This is a genomic window from Citrobacter amalonaticus, from assembly GCF_018252635.1.
Lineage (GTDB): Bacteria > Pseudomonadota > Gammaproteobacteria > Enterobacterales > Enterobacteriaceae > Citrobacter_A > Citrobacter_A amalonaticus_E.
On record NZ_JAGTXM010000003.1, the window covers coordinates 533019 to 549762 of the forward strand.

General features: G+C 54.6%; 13 protein-coding genes. 9 read left to right on the forward strand and 4 right to left on the reverse strand.

Features of this window, described 5'->3' with window-relative positions; translation table 11 throughout:
* Window position 1 precedes the first annotated feature (1 nt).
* The 7 genes from lptB to yrbL all read left to right on the forward strand — a co-directional run bounded on the left by lptB (window position 2) and on the right by yrbL (window position 5111).
* Entirely contained in the window at window positions 2–727 is a 726-nt protein-coding gene (lptB, locus tag KE671_RS12345; protein ID WP_042998305.1) for an LPS export ABC transporter ATP-binding protein, read from the forward strand.
* A gap of 47 nt (window positions 728–774) precedes the next feature.
* Window positions 775–2208: an RNA polymerase factor sigma-54 gene (rpoN, locus tag KE671_RS12350; protein ID WP_206163193.1), complete on the forward strand. Its 1434-nt coding sequence runs from the start codon at window positions 775–777 to the stop codon at window positions 2206–2208.
* A gap of 22 nt (window positions 2209–2230) precedes the next feature.
* Complete coding sequence (hpf, locus tag KE671_RS12355; protein WP_003025078.1) at window positions 2231–2518, forward strand: ribosome hibernation promoting factor; 288 nt, start codon at window positions 2231–2233, stop codon at window positions 2516–2518.
* A 115-nt stretch (window positions 2519–2633) separates the two neighbouring features.
* Window positions 2634–3125 (forward strand): PTS IIA-like nitrogen regulatory protein PtsN, encoded by a 492-nt coding sequence (gene ptsN, locus KE671_RS12360; protein WP_042325036.1) that lies wholly within the window; start codon window positions 2634–2636, stop codon window positions 3123–3125.
* Window positions 3126–3158: 33 nt separating this feature from the next.
* Window positions 3159–4013, forward strand: coding sequence for an RNase adapter RapZ (gene rapZ, locus KE671_RS12365; protein WP_012908509.1), 855 nt, complete (start codon window positions 3159–3161; stop codon window positions 4011–4013).
* A complete protein-coding gene (gene npr, locus KE671_RS12370; protein WP_042325034.1) occupies window positions 4010–4282 on the forward strand; it encodes a PTS phosphocarrier protein NPr in 273 nt (90 codons plus the stop codon). The genes rapZ and npr overlap by 4 nt, the downstream gene beginning before the upstream one ends.
* A 196-nt stretch (window positions 4283–4478) precedes the next feature.
* Window positions 4479–5111, forward strand: a complete 633-nt coding sequence (gene yrbL, locus KE671_RS12375) for a PhoP regulatory network protein YrbL (protein ID WP_206163194.1) — start codon at window positions 4479–4481, stop codon at window positions 5109–5111.
* Window positions 5112–5118: 7 nt separating this feature from the next.
* On the opposite strand, the gene mtgA is transcribed toward yrbL, so the two are convergent.
* From mtgA to KE671_RS12395, 4 genes are all read right to left on the reverse strand, one after another.
* Window positions 5119–5838, reverse strand: coding sequence for a monofunctional biosynthetic peptidoglycan transglycosylase (mtgA, locus tag KE671_RS12380; RefSeq protein WP_206163195.1), 720 nt, complete (start codon window positions 5836–5838; stop codon window positions 5119–5121).
* On the reverse strand, window positions 5835–6488 hold the full coding sequence (elbB, locus tag KE671_RS12385; protein WP_206163196.1) for an isoprenoid biosynthesis glyoxalase ElbB: 654 nt from the start codon (window positions 6486–6488) through the stop codon (window positions 5835–5837). Before elbB ends, mtgA begins: the two co-directional genes overlap by 4 nt.
* A 228-nt stretch (window positions 6489–6716) precedes the next feature.
* Window positions 6717–9053 (reverse strand): aerobic respiration two-component sensor histidine kinase ArcB, encoded by a 2337-nt coding sequence (gene arcB, locus KE671_RS12390; protein WP_206163197.1) that lies wholly within the window; start codon window positions 9051–9053, stop codon window positions 6717–6719.
* A gap of 93 nt (window positions 9054–9146) precedes the next feature.
* Complete coding sequence (locus tag KE671_RS12395; protein WP_206163198.1) at window positions 9147–10076, reverse strand: TIGR01212 family radical SAM protein; 930 nt, start codon at window positions 10074–10076, stop codon at window positions 9147–9149.
* 686 nt (window positions 10077–10762) lie between these two features.
* On the opposite strand from KE671_RS12395, the gene gltB reads away from it, so the two are divergent.
* Together gltB and gltD are read left to right on the forward strand one after the other, a co-directional pair.
* A complete protein-coding gene (gltB, locus tag KE671_RS12400; protein ID WP_206163199.1) occupies window positions 10763–15223 on the forward strand; it encodes a glutamate synthase large subunit in 4461 nt (1486 codons plus the stop codon).
* A 12-nt stretch (window positions 15224–15235) separates the two neighbouring features.
* Window positions 15236–16654: a glutamate synthase small subunit gene (gene gltD, locus KE671_RS12405; RefSeq protein ID WP_206163200.1), complete on the forward strand. Its 1419-nt coding sequence runs from the start codon at window positions 15236–15238 to the stop codon at window positions 16652–16654.
* The last annotated feature ends 90 nt before the right edge of the window (window positions 16655–16744 follow it).

The window sequence follows — 16744 nt, forward strand, 5'->3', positions numbered from 1 at the left end:
TATGGCAACATTAACTGCAAAGAATCTGGCGAAGGCCTATAAAGGCCGCCGCGTCGTGGAAGATGTCAGCCTGACCGTCAACTCGGGCGAGATTGTCGGTCTGCTTGGGCCGAACGGTGCGGGTAAAACCACCACCTTCTACATGGTTGTCGGCATTGTGCCGCGCGATGCCGGTAACATCATTATTGATGATGAAGACATCAGCCTGCTGCCGCTGCACGCCCGTGCGCGCCGCGGGATTGGCTATCTGCCGCAGGAAGCGTCTATTTTTCGCCGCCTGAGCGTCTACGATAACCTGATGGCCGTGCTGCAAATTCGTGACGATCTCTCCAGCGAACAGCGTGAAGACCGAGCTAACGAGCTGATGGAAGAGTTCCACATTGAGCATCTGCGCGACAACATGGGGCAGTCACTCTCCGGCGGGGAACGTCGCCGTGTGGAAATTGCCAGAGCCCTGGCCGCCAACCCGAAATTTATCCTGCTGGATGAACCGTTTGCTGGCGTTGACCCCATCTCCGTTATTGATATCAAACGCATTATTGAGCATCTGCGTGACAGCGGTCTCGGCGTGTTGATTACCGACCATAACGTCCGCGAAACGCTGGCCGTGTGTGAGCGTGCCTATATCGTGAGCCAGGGACACCTGATCGCGCACGGTACGCCGACAGAAATCCTGCAGGACGAACACGTGAAGCGCGTATACCTTGGGGAAGACTTCAGACTCTGATAGGGTAGAAGTTTGCGACGTCATAGCGGGAGAAAACGACTCTGAACATGAAGCAAGGTTTGCAACTCAGGCTGAGCCAACAACTGGCGATGACGCCGCAGCTACAACAGGCGATTCGTCTGTTGCAGTTGTCGACGCTGGAACTGCAACAAGAACTCCAGCAAGCGCTGGAAAGCAATCCATTGCTGGAGCAAACCGATCTTCACGACGAAGTTGATACCCGCGAAACGCAGGACAGCGAAACGCTGGATACCGCCGACGCTCTCGAACAAAAAGAGATGCCGGAAGAGTTACCACTCGACGCCAGCTGGGATGAAATCTACACCGCCGGCACACCTTCAGGTACCAGCGGCGACTACATCGACGATGAGCTTCCCGTTTACCAGGGAGAAACCACACAGACCCTTCAGGATTACCTGATGTGGCAGGTGGAACTCACCCCGTTCTCGGATACCGATCGTGCGATCGCTACCTCGATTGTTGATGCCGTTGACGACACGGGTTATCTCACCGTTTCGTTGGATGACATCCTCGAAAGCATGGGCGATGAAGAGGTGGGGCTTGATGAGGTCGAAGCCGTTCTTAAACGTATTCAGCGATTTGATCCTGTTGGCGTGGCGGCAAAAGATCTGCGCGATTGTCTGCTAATCCAGCTCTCACAGTTCGACAAAGCGACACCTTTCCTTGAAGAAGCCCGACAGATCATAAGCGATCACCTCGATCTGCTTGCGAACCACGACTTCCGCACGCTGATGCGCGTCACACGTCTCAAAGAAGAGGTGCTCAAAGAAGCGGTCAATCTGATTCAGTCACTCGATCCTCGCCCGGGTCAGTCGATCCAGACCGGTGAGCCGGAATACGTGATCCCGGACGTGCTGGTGCGTAAGCATAACGGTCACTGGACGGTTGAACTCAACGGTGACAGCATTCCCCGCCTACAGATCAATCAGCACTACGCCGCGATGTGTAACGGTGGGCGCAATGACGCCGACAGCCAGTACATCCGCAGTAATTTGCAGGATGCGAAGTGGTTGATTAAGAGTCTGGAAAGCCGCAACGATACCCTGCTGCGCGTCAGTCGTTGTATCGTTGAGCAGCAGCAAGCCTTCTTTGAACAAGGCGAAGAATATATGAAACCGATGGTGCTGGCCGATATCGCCCAGGCCGTCGAGATGCATGAATCGACCATTTCTCGTGTGACAACGCAGAAGTATTTGCACAGTCCGCGCGGCATTTTTGAACTGAAGTATTTTTTCTCCAGCCATGTGAATACCGAAGGAGGTGGCGAAGCTTCCTCCACGGCGATTCGCGCACTGGTGAAGAAGTTGATTGCGGCGGAAAACCCTGCGAAGCCCCTGAGCGACAGCAAGCTAACCTCGATGCTGTCGGAACAAGGCATCATGGTGGCGCGCCGCACCGTTGCGAAGTACCGAGAGTCTTTATCCATTCCGCCGTCAAACCAGCGCAAACAACTGGTTTGACCCAACCGATAAGGAAGACACTATGCAGCTCAACATCACTGGAAACAACGTCGAGATCACAGAAGCTCTGCGCGACTTTGTGAATACCAAGTTCGCCAAACTCGAACAGTATTTTGACAGGATTAATCAGGTCTATATTGTGTTGAAAGTGGAAAAGGTTACCCACATCTCGGATGCAACACTGCATGTAAACGGTGGCGAAATTCACGCCAGTGCGGAAGGTCAGGACATGTATGCCGCCATTGATGGCTTAATTGACAAGCTGGCTAGACAGCTCACCAAACACAAAGATAAATTGAAACAACACTAATTGTCCGGGCAGTTAGCGGGTGCAGGACGGCCTGTTGTGCAGAACAACAGGCCATTTGTACAGTTAGCGCTCCGAATCCGTTCCGCTGTAGTGGGGCGGATTCTTAGGTGAAATTATGATAAATAACGATACGACTCTACAACTGAGCAGTGTACTTAACCAGGAATGTACGCGCAGTGCCGTTCACTGCCAGAGCAAAAAACGCGCGCTGGAAATCATCAGTGAACTGGCTGCAAAACAGCTCAGTCTACCGCCGCAGGTCGTTTTTGAAGCGATCCTGACGCGCGAAAAAATGGGCAGTACCGGCATCGGCAACGGGATCGCCATCCCACACGGTAAGCTGGAAGAAGATACCCTGCGCGCCGTCGGCGTGTTTGTGCAACTGGAAACGCCCATCGCCTTCGACGCGATTGATAATCAACCTGTTGATCTGCTTTTTGCTTTGCTGGTGCCTGCGGATCAAACCAAAACGCACCTGCATACGCTATCGCTGGTAGCTAAGCGTCTGGCGGATAAAACCATCTGCCGTCGACTGCGCGCCGCACAGAGCGATGAAGAGTTGTATCAAATCATCACTGACACCGAAGGCGGTCAGGATGAAGCGTAACTCCCTTTTTGCCGTGGTGAGGAGAAACAGTACATGGTACTGATGATCGTCAGCGGTCGTTCAGGGTCAGGTAAATCTGTCGCCCTGCGCGCGCTGGAAGATATGGGCTTTTACTGCGTGGATAACCTCCCCGTGGTACTGTTACCCGATCTGGCACGCACGCTTGCCGAACGCCAGATTTCGGCGGCCGTCAGCATTGACGTGCGCAACATGCCAGAGTCGCCGGAAATTTTTGAACAGGCGATGAACAACCTGCCGGAGGCGTTCTCGCCACAGTTACTGTTCCTCGATGCTGACCGCAACACGTTGATTCGTCGCTACAGCGATACGCGTCGTCTACACCCCCTTTCCAGCAAGAACCTGTCGCTGGAAAGCGCCATCGATCAGGAAAGCGACCTCCTGGAACCGCTGCGTTCTCGCGCCGACCTGATCGTCGACACCTCAGAAATGTCGGTGCATGAACTGGCAGAAATGCTGCGGACCCGCCTGTTGGGTAAACGCGAGCGTGAACTGACGATGGTGTTTGAGTCCTTCGGCTTTAAGCACGGTATCCCCATCGATGCCGATTACGTCTTTGACGTCCGCTTTCTGCCAAACCCGCACTGGGACCCGAAACTGCGTCCGATGACCGGTCTCGACAAGCCCGTCGCCGCCTTCCTCGACCGGCACACAGAAGTACACAATTTTATCTACCAGACTCGCAGCTATCTTGAGCTATGGTTACCCATGCTGGAGACCAACAACCGTAGCTATCTGACCGTTGCTATCGGTTGTACCGGTGGGAAACACCGTTCGGTGTATATTGCAGAACAGCTGGCAGACTACTTCCGCTCACGCGGTAAAAACGTACAGTCACGCCATCGTACGCTGGAAAAACGCAAAACATGACCGTGAAGCAAACTGTTGAAATCACGAACAAGCTGGGCATGCATGCCCGGCCAGCAATGAAGCTCTTTGAATTAATGCAGGGATTTGATGCGGAAGTCCTGCTACGAAATGATGAAGGCACCGAAGCGGAAGCCAACAGCGTTATCGCATTGTTGATGCTGGATTCTGCCAAAGGCCGACAAATTGAGATTGAAGCCTCCGGTCCGCAAGAGGTCGAAGCGCTGGCGGCCGTCATCGCTCTCTTCAATTCGGGATTCGACGAAGACTGAGTTTTCTCGTTCCGCAGAGACTTAACAGAAAACGCCATCCGGCGTTTTTTCGTTTTTGCCCCCTTCACTGTACAATTCGTGCGCTTTTTCATTTTTGAATTACCTTAAGAAAACCTTAAGACAGTTCGTTTAGGTTTCATTTAACCTGAGTGTTCATACTGGATTATTGTCAGTAAATATTTCCAGGATATCACTCATGATTCGTTTATCAGCAGAGACTCCCCTGGGCACCGGACGACATCGTAAGTGTTATGCGCATCCGGATGATGCCCAGCGTTGTATTAAGATTGTTTACAACAATGGTCAGGGCGGCGACAAAGAGACACAGCGTGAACTGAAGTACTATGCCCATCTCTCTCGCTACCTGAAAGACTGGAGCGGCATCCCGCGCTATTACGGCACGGTAGAGACCGACTGCGGAACGGGTTACGTTTATGATGTGATTGCCGATTACGACGGTAAACCGTCCATCACTCTCACCGAATTTGCCAAACAATGTCGTTACGAAGACGACTTTGCCGTGCTGCGTCAGCTACTGAAGACGCTAAAACGCTACCTGCGTGACAACCATATCGTCACCATGACGCTGAAACCGCAGAACATTCTTTGTCACCGTATCAGCGAATCAGAAGTAGTGCCGGTGGTGTGCGATAACATTGGCGAAGGGACGCTGATCCCGCTGGCGACCTGGTCAAAATGGTTCTGCCGTCGTAAGCAGGAAAGACTGTGGCAACGCTTTATCGCCCAACCCGTACTGGCCGTCGCGCTGGAAAAAAACGCCCAACCGAAAGAACGCAGCGGGTTATCGCTCTCTTCGCGCGAGGCGTAATGCCAATTTAATGTAGGTGGTGGCGGGTCATAAACGACTCCCCACCCAACTGACGCATTTGGCGCAGTATCCATGCCTGACGACTACGCACATAGCCTGAGGGTGCTGAGGCCTTAAAGCGCAAAGGGTTGGGTAATACGGCGGCGAGTAGCGCCGCTTCTGACTGGGTTAATCGGCTGGCCGGTTTGCCAAAATAGCGCTGTGCGGCGGCTTCGACGCCAAATACCCCCTCACCAAATTCCGCGATGTTCAGGTAAACCGTCAGGATCCGCTTCTTGCTCCAGACCGTCTCTACACCCACGGTAAGTCCGGCTTCCAGCCCTTTCCGCAACCAGCTACGCCCATCCCAGAGAAAGAGATTTTTAACGGTTTGCTGTGACAATGTCGACGCGCCGCGAATGCGGTTTTCATTACGTTCGTTATGTGACAACGCTTTCTCGATAGCGGCGACGTCAAAACCCCAGTGGTCCGGAAAAGTCTGGTCTTCTGCGGCAATCACCGCAAGACCCATCCACGGTGAGATTTCGTCCATACTCACCCAGTCAGAGTGGGCGACATAGCCAAAATCCCCCTGGAGCCAGGCACCGATCTGACGTTCCGCCATCACGGCAGAAAAAGGAACCGGCATCACGCTAAACAGCGCAATGCCTCCCCCCCAGAATACCGCGAGCGCCAGCACGACACGTATAATTACCCGGCGCAAAACGGCGGCGACCCCTTTTTTCATTCCGCCAGAACCAGCACGCGTGATACCAGTTTTTCAATGCCCATTGCCGCCTGAGCGATGTCCTGCGCCAGCATGTAAGCAGGCGTAGTGACGATTTTGTTGTCTTCATCAACGACGATATCATCGACCGGGCACGGCACATGCTCCGCGCCCATCTCCTCCAGCACTTCCGCCGTATCAATATCGGTCCCGATTGTCAGACGCAGCGGGAAGTCGAAGATTTTCGGCAGCATGGCCGGGGCAATGCACATGAAACCCAGCGGCTTACCCGACTGGTGCATCGCCAGGGCAAGCCCGGCTAAATCCGGATCAACCCGGCATTCACTGCCCAGGCTTGCAAAATTGCTCAAATTCTTGGCTGCGCCAAAACCACCGGGAACAATTAGCGCATCCAGATCGGCTGAGACCGCCTGCGCAAGCGGACGAATATTACCGCGCGTAATGCGAGCCGCTTCGATCAGCACATTGCGGGTTTCCGCCATCGGTTCGCCCGTCAGATGATTAATCACATCGGCCTGCGCTTTGTCGGGCGCAAAGCAGATGGCCTGCGCGCCGCTGCGGGCAATGGCCAGTAACGTCAGCACGGCTTCATGAATTTCAGCACCGTCATACACACCGCATCCGCTAAGAACTACGCCAATTTTTTTCATTCAAATGTCCTTTTCACCACTGTCAGCAGCACATTAATAATTGTGATTAAAATGCTACGCTTCACACATTTAACTGATTCATGTAACAAAGCATTTAAGATTTGCTATCTTAACTGCGTGCGGCCCGAATTTGAGCGCTGCGCCTTTTAAATCACAATTATAACTTACGGCGCAGCCACGATTTCCCTGGTGTTGGCGCAGTATTCGCGCACCCCGGTCAAACCGGGGTCATTTTTTTCCAGCGTTTGCCACCCAGGCCTTTAATACCGCAACGTCGTGTTGCCACTCCTGCTTCATCTCTTCAATCCATTCACCCACGTTATCTTCCCATGCCGGAAGATCGGGTGACTGGATCTGCTGTCCCAACTGTTGCAGATGGCGAAGGCCAACAGAACCTGCTGCCCCTTTGATTTTGTGTCCCTCTTCAACCACGCCTTTCTTATCACGCGCGGTCAGGTTGGATTCCAGAACGCTTAAATAGCCTGGCATCATCTTCTCGAACACCGCCAGCCCATCGGTAATCAGTTTCGGCCCCACCAACTCTATGTACTGTTCCAGCATCGGAATATCTAATAGCGCTTGCGATTTACTGCTCTCTTCAGATTTCACCGTGCACTCCTCCTCGTTTTGGGTATCCCAGTACTTCTTGATCATGGCGGTTAACGCCGGTACCGACAGCGGCTTGCTCAGCACGTCATCCATACCGGCATCCAGATACTCTTTTTTATCTTTCAGGACGTTTGCCGTCAGCGCCACCAGCGGCGGCAAATCTTCACGCGCATAGCGCTGGGTTAGTTCGCGTGAAATATCAAGGCCAGTCATATCCGGCAATTGAATGTCCAGCAACACCAGGTCATATTCTCCCGGCGTAAACATCTCCAGCGCCGCTTTCCCGGTCATGGCGACATCCACGCTGTTGCCGAGTTTTTCCAGCACTGAGCGTGCCACAATGACGTTCAGTTCGATATCTTCCACCAGCAGGACGTTCAACGCCGGCAGCGGCAAATCATCATCCTCAAACGCATCGTCAACTTCTTCTGCCACCGCTGGCGCATGGACGGTCAGGGTAAAGATCGAGCCTTTACCTGGCTGGCTTGCCACAGTAATGTCCCCACCCATGTTTTTCGCCAGACGACGCGAGACCGCCAGACCGATGCCCGTACCGGTCGCAGGTTTTCCGCCGTGGCTGTCCTTCACCTGATAATACATGGCGAAGATTTTGTCCTGCTCATCCTGCGGAATGCCGATGCCGGAATCTTCCACCTCAAAGTGCAACATGCTGCCTTCGTCATAACGCACGCGCACGGTCACCTGGCCCTGCTGGGTAAATTTCACCGCGTTGCTGATCAGGTTCCACAGGATCTGCCGCAGACGCGTGCCGTCGGTCACCACTTTATGCGGCAGCGGCAAGGTTGGGTCGAGCACAAAACGCAGCCCCTTCTGCTGCGCCTGCAGACCGGAGAGGTTCTCCAGATCGGCCATGAAGCTGGTGAAATCCACCGGCTGATTATCCAGTTGAACCTTACGCCGCTCCATCTTATCCATATCGATGATATCGTTGAAGATATTTCCCAACGTCACGGCGGAGACATGGATGGTTTTCAGGTATTTTTCCTGCTCGGTCGTCAGGTCAGTGTCCAGCAGAATGCGGCTCAGGCCGACAATTCCGTTCAGCGGCGTGCGCAGTTCGTGGCTGATGGTGGAAATAAAGGTGGTTTTATCGCGGCTGGCGCGCTCAAGCGCATCCTGATAGCGTTTACGCTCGGTAATATCGCGGCCAAAACCCATCAGGCCATGACGTTTACCGACGCGATCGTAGTAAGGCACTTTGCGGATTTCAAAACAGGCTTTTCGCCCGTCCGGATAATCGAGCCATTGTTCATAGGTCAGCGACACATTATGGCGGAAGACTTTTTCGTCGGTCTCAATGACCTTTTCGGCCGCTTCCGGCGAGTACACATCAGCAGGCTTTAAATGCACCAGCTGTTTTTCGCTTTTGCCGGTAAGCAATTCCATCGCCCGGTTACAGCCGGAAAACTCTTTATCTTCATTACGATAAAAAACCAGATCCGGCGAGGCATCCAGGAAGGAACGTAAGAAGGAGGATTGCTGTTCAAGCTGGATCTGCGCCTCTTCGCGCTCTTTGATCTCCACTTTGAGCTGCTCAAACGTGGACTGGCGTTCCGCCTCCGCCTTTTCGCGATCGGCAATCTCCTGATTCAGCTGGGAAATATTATCCTTCAGTTGGACGTTAAGCTTAAGGTCGCGCTCGCGCATCTCTTCCAGCTTTTGCACCAGTCGGGATAACCGCTGACGGGATTCTTCCAGTTGCTCCACCACCACCGACAAAAAATAGACCGCCCAGGGGGTGATTAACAAACCAAAGAAAATAGAGCGGATGACATCGATCTGTTCGACCCGACCATGCAGCACCATGGTGACCGCCATCTGCACCACAATTGCCAGCACAACGAGCGCTAACGCCAGCAGCAGCGAAAAACGCACCAGACCCAATTTCATCATTAGGTCCACATAGTACTGCGCCAGCATACGAATTTGCTTCATCAGGGATTTCCTTTACGACAACCTGGCACAATAATACTCAATTCTGGGCAAGACGTTGAAGAATGTGCAAGAAATGCGAATGCCCGTCATAGTTCAGGCGTCAGGCGGCACCCATGCCCGTCCGAGCGCAGACCCCTGTGTACCATGCGCACTCAAGTAACGATCCAGTTCAACCATCCCGGTCCAGCGGTTTTCGCACCATAACGGCGCCAGCAGCGTGGGACGGCGCGCGCTGGCGGAAATACGATGATAAATCACCTCCGGCGGGGTATGACGGATCATCTCGCCTGCGATTCGCGTGTAGTCATCCAGCTCAATCCCGTTCAGACGCCCTGCTTCCCATGCACGGGCCATAATACTGCCCTTCACGATGTGCAGGGGATGCAGTTTGATGCCATCCACTCCCGTCTCCACCACCCGCTCAAGGGTTTGCAGGCATTCCGCTTGCCCTTCCCCGGGCAGGCCGACAATAAGATGCGAACACACTTTCAGGCCGCGCTCACGAGCAAGGCGGGTCGTACGCTGATAACAGGCAAAATCATGACCACGATTGATACGGTGCAGCGTTTTGTCATGCGCGGTTTGCAATCCCAACTCCAGCCACACTTCATAACCCTGGTCTTTATACTCACAGAGCAGATCGAGAACCGCCTCCGGTACACAGTCGGGACGCGTTCCCACGCACAGGCCGACGATGCTGGCCTGGCTGACCGCCTGTTGATACATCGAGCGCAACACCTGCACTTCAGCAAAGGTACTGGTATAGGCCTGGAAATAGGCCAGATAGCGTTTCGCGCGATTAACCAGATGCGCCTGGTGCGCGAGTTGTTCGGCGATCGAATGATGCTGCTGCGCTTCATCAGCAAAAGAGGCAACGTTACAGAAAGTGCAGCCGCCGCGTCCGATAGTACCATCGCGATTTGGACAGCTAAATCCGCCATGGAGCGTCAGTTTATGAACCTTTTGCCCATAACGGCGAGAAAGATCCCCACCAAACATATTGACTAATTTCTGTAACTGCATAATCTGGTAGACCGCGCCTTGAAAAGAGGCCAAAGCCTGCCATTTTTAGCCACAGTCGGCGATGACCTGGATCAATCGCCCTGGCAGGCTTTTATCAATTGCATACTCAGTCAAAATAAACGATATTTCATTCATAACCCAGCCAATTACTTTTCCTTATCTCCGGCCATTTTTTTTATCTTCTGACGTCGATTGCGCAAAAACAGTATCATTAAACGCCATATCGCAACGAACCAGCATAAAACACCACATCTAACAACGAATAAAGCGGAGACATGAGCTAACAAGCGGTTATGACAGTGAGACAGATCACACTCCCCGTCTCGTTTCCAGTACGTTAATTCAATGTCAAAATGATATTATTCTTAATATTTTCATAAAGATATATGCTCGTTAGCACATTATTAGAGAAATAAGATTGCCATTTGACCTGTGTGTGGATTCCCGATAACGTGGAAATCCGCTGGAAGCTTTCTGGATGAGCGGTGTGCTCATCATATTTATGCAGTAATTGAGATTCCCTCTGACAGCAAGTCCTCAAACTTGTTTGACCTAAGCGAAATGGATAAAGAGGGCGAATGCGAGGTACGCGTATGATACGCAAACCCCGTCGCCATGCTCTTGGTGTGCCCGTGCGCAAACGGTATCGGAAGGGGATCCCGCAGAGCCTGGGGAGGTTCACTGATATGTTGTACGATAAATCCCTTGAGAAGGATAACTGTGGTTTCGGCCTGATCGCCCACATAGAAGGCGAACCTAGCCACAAGGTAGTGCGTACCGCCATACACGCACTGGCCCGAATGCAGCACCGTGGCGCAATCCTCGCAGATGGTAAAACCGGCGATGGTTGTGGTCTGCTGCTGCAAAAACCTGACCGCTTTTTCCGCATCGTTGCGCAAGAGCGCGGCTGGCGTTTAGCCAAAAATTACGCGGTCGGGATGATCTTCCTGAATAAAGATCCTGAACTGGCCGCCGCATCTCGCCGTATTGTCGAAGAAGAGCTTCAGCAGGAAACCCTGTCGATTGTTGGCTGGCGCGATGTGCCGACCAACGAAGGTGTGCTGGGTGAAATAGCCCTCTCCTCCCTACCGCGTATAGAACAAATTTTTGTGAATGCCCCTGCAGGCTGGCGTCCGCGCGATATGGAACGTCGCCTGTTCATCGCCCGTCGCCGTATTGAAAAACGACTGCAGGAAGACAAGGACTTCTACATCTGTAGCCTGTCAAACCTGGTCAACATCTATAAGGGTCTGTGTATGCCGGCGGATCTGCCGCGCTTCTACCTGGACCTCGCGGACCTGCGTCTGGAATCGGCCATTTGCCTGTTCCACCAGCGCTTCTCCACCAACACCGTACCGCGCTGGCCGCTGGCGCAGCCGTTCCGCTATCTGGCGCACAACGGCGAGATCAACACCATTACCGGCAACCGCCAGTGGGCCCGCGCGCGTACCTATAAATTCCAGACTCCGCTGATCCCGGATCTGCACGACGCCGCGCCGTTTGTCAACGAAACCGGCTCTGACTCCAGTTCAATGGATAATATGCTGGAACTGCTGCTGGCGGGCGGGATGGACATCATCCGCGCCATGCGTCTGCTGGTACCGCCAGCCTGGCAGAACAACCCGGATATGGACCCGGATCTGCGCGCCTTCTTTGACTTTAACTCCATGCATATGGAGCCGTGGGACGGCCCGGCTGGTATCGTCATGTCCGACGGGCGTTTCGCCGCCTGTAACCTCGACCGTAACGGTCTGCGTCCGGCGCGCTATGTCATTACCAAAGACAAACTGATCACCTGCGCGTCTGAAGTCGGGATCTGGGACTACCAGCCTGACGAAGTGGTCGAAAAGGGCCGCGTCGGCCCCGGCGAGCTGATGGTTATCGACACCCGCGGCGGCTGCATTTTGCATTCCGCCGAAACGGACAATGACCTGAAAAGCCGCCATCCGTATAAAGAGTGGATGGAGAAAAACGTCCGCCGCCTGGTGCCTTTTGAAGATCTGGCTGACGATCAGGTTGGCCAACGTGAACTGGACGACGACACGCTCGCCAGCTACCAGAAACAGTTTAATTACAGCGCCGAAGAACTGGATTCCGTTCTCCGCGTGCTCGGCGAAAACGGTCAGGAAGCGGTCGGCTCAATGGGTGATGATACCCCGTTTGCCGTGCTTTCCAGCCAGCCGCGCATCATTTACGACTACTTCCGCCAACAGTTTGCCCAGGTAACGAATCCACCGATCGATCCGTTGCGTGAAGCGCATGTCATGTCGCTGGCCACCAGCATCGGTCGTGAGATGAACGTCTTCTGCGAAGCGGAAGGCCAGGCGCACCGTCTGAGCTTTAAATCTCCGATTCTGCTGTACTCCGATTTCCAACAGCTCACTACGATGAAAGAAGAGCACTATCGCGCCGACCGGCTCGATATCACCTTCGATGCGACGCAAACTACGCTGGAAGAAACGATCAAAGCGCTGTGCGATACCGCCGAGCAGATGGTACGCAGCGGTACCGTTCTGCTGGTGCTGACGGATCGTAATATCGGCAAGCATCGTCTACCGGTACCGGCCCCGATGGCGGTCGGCGCAGTACAGACGCGCCTGGTAGAACAGAACCTGCGCTGCGACGCCAACATTATTGTCGAAACCGCAAGCGCCCGTGACCCGCACCACTTCGCCGTGCTGCTGGGCTTTGGCGCGACGGCCATCTACCCCTATCTCGCGTACGAGACGCTGGGCCGTTTGATCGACACCCAGGCGATCGCCAAAAACTACCGTACCGTGATGCTGAACTACCGTAACGGCATCAATAAAGGGCTGTACAAAATCATGTCCAAAATGGGCATCTCGACTATCGCCTCCTACCGCTGTTCCAAACTGTTTGAAGCAGTCGGCCTGCATGATGATGTCGTTGCGCTGTGCTTCCAGGGCGTGGTCAGCCGCATCGGCGGCGCGAACTTTGCAGACTTCCAGCAGGATCTGCTGAACCTGTCCAAACGTGCCTGGCTGGCACGTAAACCGATTTCACAAGGTGGTCTGCTGAAGTATGTGCATGGCGGCGAATACCACGCCTACAACCCGGACGTGGTGCGTACCCTGCAACAGGCGGTTCAGAGCGGGGAATACAGCGATTATCAGGAATACGCAAAACTGGTCAATGAGCGTCCCGCGACGACGCTGCGCGATCTGTTGGCGATTAATCCCGGCGACGACGCGGTCAGCATTGATGACGTCGAACCGGCAAGCGAACTGTTCAAACGTTTTGATACCGCAGCAATGTCGATCGGCGCACTAAGCCCGGAAGCACATGAAGCGCTGGCCGAAGCGATGAACAGCATCGGTGGTAATTCCAACTCCGGCGAAGGCGGCGAAGACCCGGCGCGCTATGGCACTAATAAAGTGTCACGCATCAAGCAGGTCGCCTCTGGGCGTTTTGGCGTTACCCCGGCGTATCTGGTTAACGCCGACGTGATTCAGATTAAAGTGGCTCAGGGTGCGAAACCGGGCGAAGGCGGTCAGTTACCCGGTGATAAAGTGACGCCGTACATCGCCAAACTGCGCTATTCGGTACCGGGCGTGACGCTGATCTCCCCGCCGCCGCACCACGATATCTACTCTATCGAGGATTTAGCGCAGCTGATTTTCGACCTGAAGCAGGTGAACCCGAAAGCGATGATCTCCGTGAAGCTGGTGTCCGAACCGGGCGTCGGTACTATCGCCACCGGCGTGGCGAAAGCCTACGCTGACCTGATCACCATCGCCGGTTATGACGGCGGCACCGGTGCGAGTCCGCTCTCTTCGGTAAAATACGCGGGATGTCCGTGGGAGCTGGGCCTGGTGGAAACCCAACAGGCACTGGTCGCCAACGGCCTGCGTCATAAGATCCGTTTGCAGGTCGATGGCGGTCTGAAAACCGGCGTGGATATCATCAAAGCGGCGATCCTCGGTGCCGAAAGCTTCGGCTTCGGAACCGGTCCGATGGTGGCGCTGGGCTGTAAATATCTGCGTATTTGCCATCTCAACAACTGTGCAACCGGTGTGGCAACCCAGGACGACAAACTGCGTAAGAACCACTATCACGGTCTGCCGTTCAAAGTGACCAACTACTTTGAGTTTATCGCTCGTGAAACGCGTGAATTAATGGCGCAGCTTGGCGTGACGCGTCTGGTGGATCTGATTGGTCGTACCGACCTGCTGAAAGAGCTGGACGGGTTTACTGCTAAACAGCAGAAGCTGGCACTCTCCCGACTGCTGGAAACCGCACAACCTAAGGCCGGCAAAGCGTTGTACTGCACCGAAAACAACCCGCCGTTTGATAACGGTGTGCTGAACGCGCAGTTGCTGCAACAGGCGAAACCGTATGTCGATGAACGCCAGAGCAAAACCTTCTGGTTCGATATTCGCAACACCGATCGTTCTGTTGGTGCGTCGCTCTCGGGGTATATTGCCCAGACACACGGCGATCAGGGGCTGGCCTCTGACCCGATCAAAGCACACTTCAGCGGCACCGCAGGCCAGAGCTTCGGCGTCTGGAACGCGGGCGGCGTGGAGTTATATCTGACGGGTGATGCCAACGACTACGTCGGCAAAGGCATGGCAGGCGGTCTGCTGGCGGTGCGTCCTCCGGTGGGTTCCGCTTTCCGTAGCCATGAAGCGAGCATCATCGGCAATACCTGCCTGTATGGCGCAACCGGTGGTCGTCTGTATGCCGCAGGACGTGCGGGTGAGCGTTTCGGGGTGCGTAACTCTGGTGCTATCACCGTGGTGGAAGGGATTGGCGACAACGGGTGTGAATACATGACCGGTGGGATCGTCTGTATCCTCGGCAAAACCGGAGTCAACTTCGGCGCGGGAATGACGGGCGGGTTCGCCTACGTGCTGGACGAAGACGGCGAGTTCCGTAAACGCGTAAACCCGGAACTGGTCGAAGTGCTGGGTGTTGACGAACTGGCTATCCACGAAGAGCATCTGCGTGGCCTGATCACCGAGCACGTGCAGCATACTGGTTCACAGCGCGGGGAAGAGATTCTGGCTAACTGGTCAACCTTCGCTAACAAATTCGCGCTGGTTAAACCGAAGTCCAGTGATGTGAAAGCACTGTTGGGTCACCGTAGTCGTAGCGCAGCAGAGCTGCGCGTGCAGGCGCAGTAAGGGGTAGCAGCAATGAGTCAGAACGTATACCAATTTATCGACCTGCAGCGCGTTGATCCGCCGAAGAAGCCGCTGAAGATCCGCAAAATCGAGTTTATTGAAATTTACGAACCGTTTTCAGAAGGGCAGGCAAAAGCGCAAGCGGACCGTTGTCTTTCCTGCGGCAACCCGTACTGTGAGTGGAAATGCCCGGTTCATAACTACATTCCGAACTGGCTGAAGCTCGCCAACGAGGGACGCATTTTTGAAGCGGCGGAACTGTCTCACCAGACCAACACGCTGCCGGAAGTGTGCGGACGCGTGTGCCCGCAGGACAGACTGTGCGAAGGTTCCTGTACGCTAAACGATGAGTTTGGCGCGGTCACTATCGGCAACATCGAGCGTTATATCAATGATAAAGCGTTCGAAATGGGCTGGCGCCCGGATATGACCGGTGTTCGCCAGACCGACAAACGGGTGGCGATCATCGGCGCTGGCCCGGCTGGCCTGGCCTGTGCCGACGTGTTGACCCGCAATGGCGTGAAGGCCGTGGTATTTGACCGTCACCCGGAGATTGGCGGCCTGCTGACTTTTGGCATTCCGGCCTTCAAGCTGGAAAAAGAGGTGATGACTCGCCGCCGTGAAATTTTCACCGGTATGGGGATCGAGTTCAAACTGAATGTAGAAGTGGGTCGTGACGTACAGCTCGACGACCTGCTGAAAGAGTACGATGCGGTATTCCTCGGCGTCGGCACCTATCAGTCCATGCGCGGTGGGCTGGAAAACGAAGACGCCGACGGCGTATTTGACGCCCTGCCGTTCCTGATCGCCAACACCAAACAGATTATGGGCTTTGGCGAAACCACCGACGAGCCGTACGTCAATATGGAAGGTAAACGCGTGGTGGTGCTGGGCGGTGGTGATACTGCGATGGACTGTGTGCGGACCTCCGTTCGTCAGGGCGCAACGCACGTCACCTGTGCCTATCGCCGTGACGAAGAGAACATGCCGGGTTCTAAGCGCGAAGTGAAAAACGCACGCGAAGAAGGCGTTGAGTTCCAGTTCAACGTGCAGCCGCTGGGTGTGGAAGTGAACGCTAACGGTAAGGTCAGCGGCGTGAAAATGGCACGTACCGAAATGGGTGCGCCGGATGCAAAAGGCCGCCGCCGTGCGGAGATCGTTCCGGGTTCCGAGCACATCGTACCGGCAGATGCCGTGGTCATGGCGTTTGGTTTCCGTCCCCACAGCATGGAGTGGCTGGCAAAACACAGCGTAGAACTGGACTCACAGGGCCGTATCATCGCTCCGGAAGGCAGCGACAACGCCTTCCAGACCAGTAACCCGAAAATCTTCGCCGGTGGTGACATTGTGCGTGGTTCGGATCTGGTGGTAACCGCCATTGCCGAAGGTCGCAAAGCGGCTGACGGGATCATGAACTGGCTGGAAGTGTAGTCAACCTTTCTGGCTCCCCTGCCCCGAGTACTCGCTCAGGGATGGGGAGTCACCCTTTTTTTAGCAATGTCCCACCTTCATTCTTCGAAA

Bases quoted from the DNA above. Each gene is read 5' to 3' on its own strand.
- elbB (WP_206163196.1), bottom strand. From the start codon at position 6,488: ATGAAAAAAATTGGCGTAGTTCTTAGCGGATGCGGTGTGTATGACGGT.
- rpoN (WP_206163193.1), top strand. From the start codon at position 775: ATGAAGCAAGGTTTGCAACTCAGGCTGAGCCAACAACTGGCGATGACG.
- KE671_RS12395 (WP_206163198.1), bottom strand. From the start codon at position 10,076: ATGCAGTTACAGAAATTAGTCAATATGTTTGGTGGGGATCTTTCTCGC.
- lptB (WP_042998305.1), top strand. From the start codon at position 2: ATGGCAACATTAACTGCAAAGAATCTGGCGAAGGCCTATAAAGGCCGC.
- gltD (WP_206163200.1), top strand. From the start codon at position 15,236: ATGAGTCAGAACGTATACCAATTTATCGACCTGCAGCGCGTTGATCCG.
- yrbL (WP_206163194.1), top strand. From the start codon at position 4,479: ATGATTCGTTTATCAGCAGAGACTCCCCTGGGCACCGGACGACATCGT.
- ptsN (WP_042325036.1), top strand. From the start codon at position 2,634: ATGATAAATAACGATACGACTCTACAACTGAGCAGTGTACTTAACCAG.
- mtgA (WP_206163195.1), bottom strand. From the start codon at position 5,838: ATGAAAAAAGGGGTCGCCGCCGTTTTGCGCCGGGTAATTATACGTGTC.
- hpf (WP_003025078.1), top strand. From the start codon at position 2,231: ATGCAGCTCAACATCACTGGAAACAACGTCGAGATCACAGAAGCTCTG.
- arcB (WP_206163197.1), bottom strand. From the start codon at position 9,053: ATGAAGCAAATTCGTATGCTGGCGCAGTACTATGTGGACCTAATGATG.
- rapZ (WP_012908509.1), top strand. From the start codon at position 3,159: ATGGTACTGATGATCGTCAGCGGTCGTTCAGGGTCAGGTAAATCTGTC.
- npr (WP_042325034.1), top strand. From the start codon at position 4,010: ATGACCGTGAAGCAAACTGTTGAAATCACGAACAAGCTGGGCATGCAT.
- gltB (WP_206163199.1), top strand. From the start codon at position 10,763: ATGTTGTACGATAAATCCCTTGAGAAGGATAACTGTGGTTTCGGCCTG.